General features: G+C 76.3%; 4 protein-coding genes. All 4 read right to left on the bottom strand.

Annotated elements, in window-relative coordinates; translation table 11 throughout:
• Nucleotides 1–1508 (bottom strand): amino acid adenylation domain-containing protein (locus ACWEVO_RS23215; RefSeq protein WP_452309631.1); only part of this gene is annotated, 1508 nt, incomplete at its 3' end.
• Nucleotides 1505–3808: a lantibiotic dehydratase gene (locus tag ACWEVO_RS23210; RefSeq protein WP_452309630.1), complete on the bottom strand. Its 2304-nt coding sequence runs from the start codon at nt 3806–3808 to the stop codon at nt 1505–1507. The genes ACWEVO_RS23215 and ACWEVO_RS23210, both read right to left, overlap by 4 nt.
• Nucleotides 3805–6897 (bottom strand): thioesterase domain-containing protein, encoded by a 3093-nt coding sequence (locus ACWEVO_RS23205; protein ID WP_452309629.1) that lies wholly within the window; start codon nt 6895–6897, stop codon nt 3805–3807. The genes ACWEVO_RS23210 and ACWEVO_RS23205 overlap by 4 nt, the downstream gene beginning before the upstream one ends.
• Nucleotides 6894–7778: ketoacyl-synthetase C-terminal extension domain-containing protein (locus ACWEVO_RS23200; RefSeq protein ID WP_452309628.1), on the bottom strand; the 885-nt coding region annotated here is incomplete at its 5' end. The genes ACWEVO_RS23200 and ACWEVO_RS23205, both read right to left, overlap by 4 nt.

The raw sequence follows: 7778 nt of genomic DNA, 5'->3' as shown, positions 1-7778 counted from the left end.
GTCGCGGCGAGGGCCCGCAGCGCCGACCGGTCCAGCTTGCCGGTGGTCGAGCTGACCGGCAGCGCGGCCAGCCGCACCATCCGGGCCGGCAGCATCGCGGCGGTGAGCCGGGCCCCGGCGTACGCCCGCAGCGCGCCGTCGTCGGGGGCGTCGGCCGGGGTGAGGAAGGCGACCAGTTCCGTGCCGGCCGCACCGGACACCGCCTCCACGGCCACCCGGTCGACGTCGGGGTGCCCGGCCAGCACCGCCTCGACCTCGCCCAGTTCGATGCGCTGGCCGCCGACCTTGACCTGCCGGTCGGCCCGGCCCAGGTAGACGATCCGGCCGTCGGGCGCCTGGCGGACCAGGTCGCCGGTCCGGTACAGCCGCGCACCGGGTCGGTCGCCGAACGGGTCGGGGACGAACCGCTCGGCGGTCAGCCCCGGGCGGTTGAGGTACCCGTCGGCCAGTCCGGGGCCGCCGATCAGCAGCTCGCCGGTCTCCCCCGGCGGCACCGGGCGCAGGTCGGCGTCCACCACGTACGCCCGGTGGTTGGGCAGCGGGCGGCCGATCGGCACCGGGTCGGCGGCGGCGGCGGTGAGGTCGCAGCTGAGCGCCATCACCGTGGTCTCGGTGGGGCCGTAGGCGTTGAGGAACCGCCGCCCCGGGGCCCACCGGGCGACCAGCGCGGCCGGGACAGCCTCGCCGCCGCAGAGCACGGTACGCCAGGTCGGCACGTCGGCCGGGTCGAGCAGGGCGAGCACGATCGGGGTGATGACACCCCAGTTCACCTCGTGCGCGGCGAGGAACCGGGCCAGCCGGACGGGGTCGGTCCGGTCGTCGGCGCCGAGCAGCTGAACCGCGCCGCCGAGCAGCAGCGGCACGAACAGGTCGATGACGACCGCGTCGAAACTGAGCGAGGAGATGCCGGCGCTGCGTACGCCGGCGTCAGCGCCGGCCACCGCGGCGACCCCGGTGACGAACTCGACCACGTTGCGGTGGGTGGTGAGCACCCCCTTCGGCCGACCGGTCGATCCGGAGGTGAACAGCACGTACGCCGGGTCGCCCGGACGGGCCGGGCAGGGCGCGACCGGGGCCGGGCCGGGCAGCCCGACCGTGGTGACGTCGGGCTCGTCGGCGAACTCGGCCGCGGCGGCGTCGCCAGCCACCAGGCGTACCCCGGCGTCGCGGACGATCTCCCGCCGCCGTTCGCGCGGACCGCCGGGTTCGAAGGGGACGTAGCAGGCGCCGGCGAGCAGCACGCCGACCACGGTGACCACCAGGTCGGGGGTGCGGTGGCCGCAGACGCCGACCCGATCACCGCGGCCGACGCCGTGTTCGCGCAGGGCGGCGGCCAGCCCGGCGGCCCGCTCGACGAGTTCCCGATAGCTGAGCCGGGTGTCCCACTGGCGGACGGCCACCGCGTCCGGCGTGCGGGCGGCCTGGGCGGTGATCAGGTCGGCCACGGTCGCATCGGGCCAGGGCAGCGGGTCCCCGGCCGCGGCGCTGACGGTGAGGATGTCGGTCACCCGTGCTCCCTGCGGTAGTTTGCCGAATCGGTCATCTGTAGGCGCAGTTCGCTCACATAGCGCTCGCCGTGGGCGTCGGGCACCCAGGCCTCGTCCGGGTCGGGCAGCAGCTCGCTGACCACCACCGGCACGTCCGGACCGACCTTCCGCGCGGCGTCGACCATCGCGCACAGCGACTGCGCGTACAGCGGGCCGGTCAGGTCGACGTAGCAGGGCTTGACCTCGGTGCCGACCTTCACGAACACCCGCTCGGGCAGCCCGGTGGCCGCCCGCCAGCGGCGGACCGCCAGATAGCGCGAGGTCTCGTCGGCGTGGCCGGCGAGCCCGCACGCCTCTGCCGTGGTCCGCCAGGTACGCCGGGCCACCACCAGCCGGTCGATGGTGATCCGCGGCATGTGCGGGGCTGGGTCGAGCAGCTTGAAGGTGTCCAGCAGCAGCGGGCCGAGCAGGTTGGCGAAGACCTCCATCACGGGCCACCGGCCGCCGTCCGGGAAGACCGCGGTCAGCTGGTCGCCGTCGCGCTCCACGAGCACGGCGGTCGCCGGCACCAGCCGGTCGACGTCGGAGCCCCGGGCGGTGTCGATGCCGAGCTGCCGGTCGTCCGGCCCGGTCAGCGCGTACGTGGTGCGGGTGGTCCGCCGGGGCCAGCTCTCCGGCCAGAGCACCCGCAGCCGGGCCGGGCCGAGGTCGGCGTCGAGCGCGGCCCGCAGCGCCGCCTGGTCCGGGTGGAACGGGCTGAGCACCGCGCTGTCGTACGCCACGGTGGCCGGGTGCAGCTCGCCGAGAACCAGCACGAAGTCCCCGCGATCGATCGCCTCGGCGGAGCGGGCGACGAGCTGCACGTCCGGGTTGTGCAGCCGGGCCGAGGGCCAGCCGGGCCGCTCGGCGGGGAACAGCTCGCGGACCCGGTCGGCCAGATCCTCGGCGCGCAGCCGCAGCTCGACCTGATCGGCGGGGAGGTCGCGCAGGCCGAACAGCTCGGCCCATCGCGCGGTGAACGCGGCGCCGGCGCGGGCGATCGGCCCGTCCGGGGCGATCATGGTGCCCTGGGCGAGCAGCCAGACGTCGGCCAGCCGCACCGGGCCGTCGGCGCCGAGCTCGTCGTACAGCTCATCGAGCAGATCGGCGCAGCCGGCGCCGATCTCCGCGGTGAGCCAGCGGGCGGCCTGCAGCACCACGGCGAGCGGGGCGGCCAGCGCGTCGAGGACCGGCGCGCCGATGCTGAACTCCAGGTCCCGGGCGGTGTCCTCGTAGCAGACGGTGCGGCCGGCGTACATCTGCCCGCTCTGCCGGGTGGCGGGCCGGCCGGTGACGGCGGTGAACTCGGCGCTGAGCGCGGCGAGCGCGGCGGCGAGCTGGTCCGGGTCGCCGGCGGCGGCCGCGACCTCGTCCCGGGCGGCGCGGAGCCGATCGAAGCCGGCGGCCACCCCGGCCCGCACCGCCGGGTCGCCGATCGCCGCGATCCGCTCGGCCAGCACCCGCTCCGCGTCGGGGCTGACCGGGAGGTTCGCGTCCCAGCTGAGCTGGCCGCGTTCGACCCAGCGGTCGAGCAGCAGGTACACGTCGTCGGCGCCGTGCACGTGCCCCTCGGCGTGCAGCCGCTCGGCCAGCACCACCGCCGGGGTCCGCCCGTCGCAGGCCGCGAGCAGCCGGGCCTCCGGCGCGGTCAGTTCGATCGGCGGGTGCAGCGGCCAGCGCAACTGCCGTTCCCGCACCATCAGGTGCGGTTGCAGCGCGGGGGCCCACCAGCGGCGCACCGCGAGGTCGTCGGCGATCCGGTCGGCGTACGCGATGAGCGCCCAAGCCTCGAAGTGGACCCGGCGCCGGCGGACCAGAGACGGGCCCGGCGTCAGCCGGGTGTGCCGGTCGTCCGGGTCGAGGACCCCCCAGCAGACCGGACCGAAGAAGCCGATGGTCTCCGCCTTGCCGCAGTACCGCTGCCAGTAGCGCAGCAGGCTCAGCTCGCGCTTGCGGCGGCGGACGTTGCGCACCGTCGGGTCGGTCCGCAGCAGGCCGTCCAGCGCGATGAGCATGTCCGGGTTCTGCCAGGTGACCGCCTCGCGCAGCCGCGGGTCGGCGGCGATCTCCCCGGCCACCGCCGAGGAGTCGGCGAACGCCTCGCGCAGGGCCTTGTCGAGCAGCTCCGGGGTGCTCTCCCCGGCGAGCAGCGCGTCCGCGGCAGCGGCCGCCTCCGGCGCGGCGAACCGGTCGAGCCCGCCGGCCGGGAAACCGGCGGTGCGCAGCACCACGTCCCGCCACACGGACCAGCCGGTGTCGCCGAGCGGCAGCAGGTGGCTCATCGGGCATCCTCCGGGTGGCCGTCCACGATCTGCAGGCGCAGTTCGCTGAAGTACCGCCGGCCACTGCCGTCCGGCACCCACGCCTGATCCGGCGTGGGCAGCATCTCGCTGACCACCAGGGACACGCCGTCCCCGCCGTCGACGCGGCCGGCCCGGACCATGGCGCACAGCATGTTCGCGAAGGCGGGGCTGCCCAGGTCGACGAAGCAGGGCTTGGTCTCGGTGCCGAGCTTGACGTAGACCTGCTCGGGCAGGCCGAGCCGGCGGCGCCAGGCACGGACCGCGAGGAACCGGTCCCGCTCCCCGGTGATCGCGGCGAGGCCGCTCTCCCCCACCGTGGTACGCCAGGTCTGCCGGGCCACCACCAGGTTGTCGAGGGTGATCCGGGGCGTGTACGGCGCGCTGGCGACCAGCTTGAAGCCGTCCACCGCGTGCGCGCTGAGCAGCTCGGCGAAGATCTCGGTGAGCGGCCAGCGCTGGCCGTCCGAGGCGGTGGCGACCAGCTGGTCGTCCTCGTCGGTGATGGTGAGGTCCACGGTGGGCAGCACCCGGTCCGGGTCCCCGCCGGGGGCCGGCTGGAAGGCCAGATAGCGGTCGCTCGGGCCGGCCAGCGTGTCGGCGGTGCGGCTGGTCCGGCGCGGCCAGTCGGTGGGGAACAGCAGCCGGACCCGCCGCTCGCCGAGGTCGGCGGCGAGCGCCGCGCGCAGCCGCTCGACGTCCGGGTGCGACGGGGTGAAGACCGCGCAGTCGAACGTCGACCAGGCCGCGTGCAGTTCGCCGAGGACGACCGTGTACTCGCCGCGGCGCAGCGCGTCCTCGTCGGGGGCGCAGATCTGCAGGTCGGGGCTGTGCATCAGGGCGTTCGACCAGCCCGGCCGGGTGCCGGGGAAGACCTCGTCGATCCGGGCGGCCAGGTCGGCGGCCCGCAGCCGGACCTCGGTGGTGCCGGTGGGGAGGCGGTCCAGCCCGAACAGCCCGGCCCAGCGCTGCGCGAACTCGGCGGACACCGCGTCGACCGGCCGCTCGCCGGTGCCCCAGAACAGGCCCTGGACCAGGAACCACAGGTCGGACAGGGCGACCTGCCCGTCGGCGGCGTCCGCGCGCAACTCCTCGTAGAGCTCCCGGAACACCGTCCCGTACGCGTCGGCCAGCGCCTCGACCATCCACCGCGCGGCGCGCAGCAGCACGTCGAGCGGGGCGGCGAGCTCGGCCAGCAGCGGCGCGCCGAAGACCGCGTCGAGGTCGCGGCTGGTGTCCTCGTAGCAGATCGTCCGGCCGGCGTACATCTGGCCGTCCCGGCGCCGGGGCGCGGCCCCGGTCAGCTCGGTGAAGGTGACGTTGAGCGCGTCGAGGGCGGCGCGCAGCCGGTCCGGGTCACCGGCCGCGACGGCGACCTCGTCCCGCGCGGCGCGCAGCCGGTCCCACCCGGCCCGCGCCGCCACCCGCGCCGGTTCGTCGCCGATGGCCTCGATCCGGTCGGTGAGCACCTGCTCCGCCTCGGGGCTGATCGGCAGCGCGGCGTCCCAGGTGATCAACTCCCGGGCCACCAGCCGGTCCAGCAGCGCGTAGCCGTCCTCGGGGCGCCGCAGCCCGACGGCGGGGTCGGCCACCAGCTCGGCCGCGGACCGACGGCCGTCGACCGCGGCCAGCAGCGCCGCTTCCACCGGGGACAGCGGCACCGGCGGCCGTCCGGGGCGCAGCACCGCGCGGTCGCACAGGCTCAGGTGGGAACAGAGCGCCGGCGGCCACCAGCGACGCACGGCCAGGTCCGCGCCGAGCGTGTCGGCGTACGCGGTGAGCGCCCACGACTCGAACCAGACCCAGCGGCGGCGGGTCAGCCCCCGCCCGGTGCTGATCCGGGCGACCTCCGGCTCGTCCGGGTCGACGGTGACCCAGCAGCTGGGGCCGAAGAAGCCCACCGTCTCGTTCTTGCCGGCATAACGCTGCCAGTACTTGAGCAGGGCGCGTTCCCGGTCCCGGCGCCGGACGTTGCGGGCCGCGTCGCCGCCGCCCTTGACCAGGCCGTCCAGCGCGACGAGCGCGCCGGTGTTCTGCCAGGTCACGGCTTCGCGCAGCAGCGGCTGGGCGGCCAGCTCGCTGAGCTGGTGGGCGGCGGCGCGGACCGCCTCGTCGAACTCCTTGTCGAACCGGTCCTCGCCGGCGCCGGTGGCGAGCAGTTCGTCGGCGGCCGCGGCGGCACGCGGCGCGTGGAACAGGGTCAGCCCGTCGGCCGGGAAGCCGGTGCCGCGCAGGATCGCGTCCCGCCACACCGACCAGCCGGTGTCGCCGAGCGGCGCCCGGTGGGCGGCGGCCCGGGCCGCGCCGGCGGGCGGCGGTGCGGGCGCTGGCCGGGTGGCGGCGCGCGCCTCGGCCAGGTCGGCGCGGATCGCCGCGAGCAGCTCGGGGAGCTGGTCGTGCAGGAAGAAGTGCCCGCCGTCGATCTCGCGCAGGGTGAACCCGGCGCTGGTGTGCTCCGCCCAGGCCGCGCTGTGCGCGCGGGTGACCGCCCGGTCGTGTACGCCGCTGAACGCGACGACCGGCACCGGCAGCGGTTCACCCGGCACGTAGCGGTAGCTGTCCACCCGGCCGAAGTCGGCCCGCAGCAGCGGCAGCAGCAGCTCCACCAGCTCGGGATGCTCGAGCAGCTCGGCGGGGAGGCCGCCGCCCTCGCCGAGGCGGCGCAGCAGTTCCTCGTCGTCCACCTGGGACAGGCCGTCGAAGAGGCTGGGCGCGGTGACGTGCGGGGCGCGGGCGCCGCCGACGTACAGCCGCAGCGGCAACGGCCGGCCGGTGCGGCGCAGCTCGCGGATCACCTCGAAGCCGACCCGGCCGCCCATCGAGTGGCCGTAGACGGCGTACGGGCGGTCAGCGCGGGAGGCGATGGCGGCGGCCACGTCGGCGACCGTGAAGCGCGGGTCCTCATTGATCCGGTTCTCCCGGCCGGGCAGCTGCACCGGGAGCACCTCGACGTCCGGGTCGAGCCCCTCCTGCCAGCGCCGGAAGGCGCTCGCCCCGGCTCCGGCGTAGGGCAGGCAGAACAACCTCACCGGCGCCTGGGGTCGGCTTCCGGTGGAGACGAACCAGTTCAACGTGGGCCTTTCTGGACGGGGTCGATCCAGTGCCGTTGGCGCTGGAACGGGTAGGTGGGCAGTCCGGTGCGCCGGACCGTGCCCTCGGGGTGGAGGCCGTCCCAGTCGACGTCCCGGCCGGCCACCCAGTCGGCGGCCAGTTCGCGCAGCGCACCGCCGTCGCCGGCGATCCGGGCGTCGGTGTCCAGCAGCACGTCCAGGGCGGCGAGCGCGCCGGGCAGGTCGGCGGCGATCACCGCGGCCCGGTGGGCGAAGACGCGCCGGCCCAGCGCCAGGGTCGCGGCCACCTCGGGCAGCGCCGGAGCGGCGCCGGCCAGGTGGGTACGCAGCCGGGTCAGCGCCGACCGGAGCGCCGCCGGGGTACGCGCCGACACCGGCAGCAGCCAGGGCCCGTCGCCCGGCTCCTCCCCCGGCTCGTCCGGCGGCGGCTGCTCCACCACCACGTGGGCGTTGGTGCCGCCGAGCCCGAAGGCGCTGACCCCGGCCACCCGGCGCGGCACCTGCGGCCAGTCCCGCGCCTTGGTCGGCACGTAGAACGGGCCGGCGGCCAGGTCGATCTCCGGGTGCGGCCGGGTGAAGTGCAGGTTCGGCGGGATGACGCCGTGCCGGACGGCCAGCACCGCTTTGATCAGCCCGGCGATGCCGGCGGCGGCGTCGAGGTGGCCGATATTGGTCTTCACCGAGCCGAGCGCGCAGGACTCGGCCGGGGCCGCGCCGGCGTACACCTCGTGCAGCGCGGCCACCTCGATGGCGTCGCCCAGCGGCGTGCCGCTGCCGTGGCCCTCGACGAGGCGGACCTCGCCCGGCGCGACCTCGGCGGTGGCCAGGGCGTTGGCCACCGCGGCGGCCTGCCCGGCGGGCCCGGGGACGGCGAAGCCGGC

The organism is Micromonospora sp. NPDC003776 (genome assembly GCF_053605645.1).
Note: the sequence above shows the minus strand (reverse complement) of the source record. Positions and strands in the feature narration are given on the sequence as shown.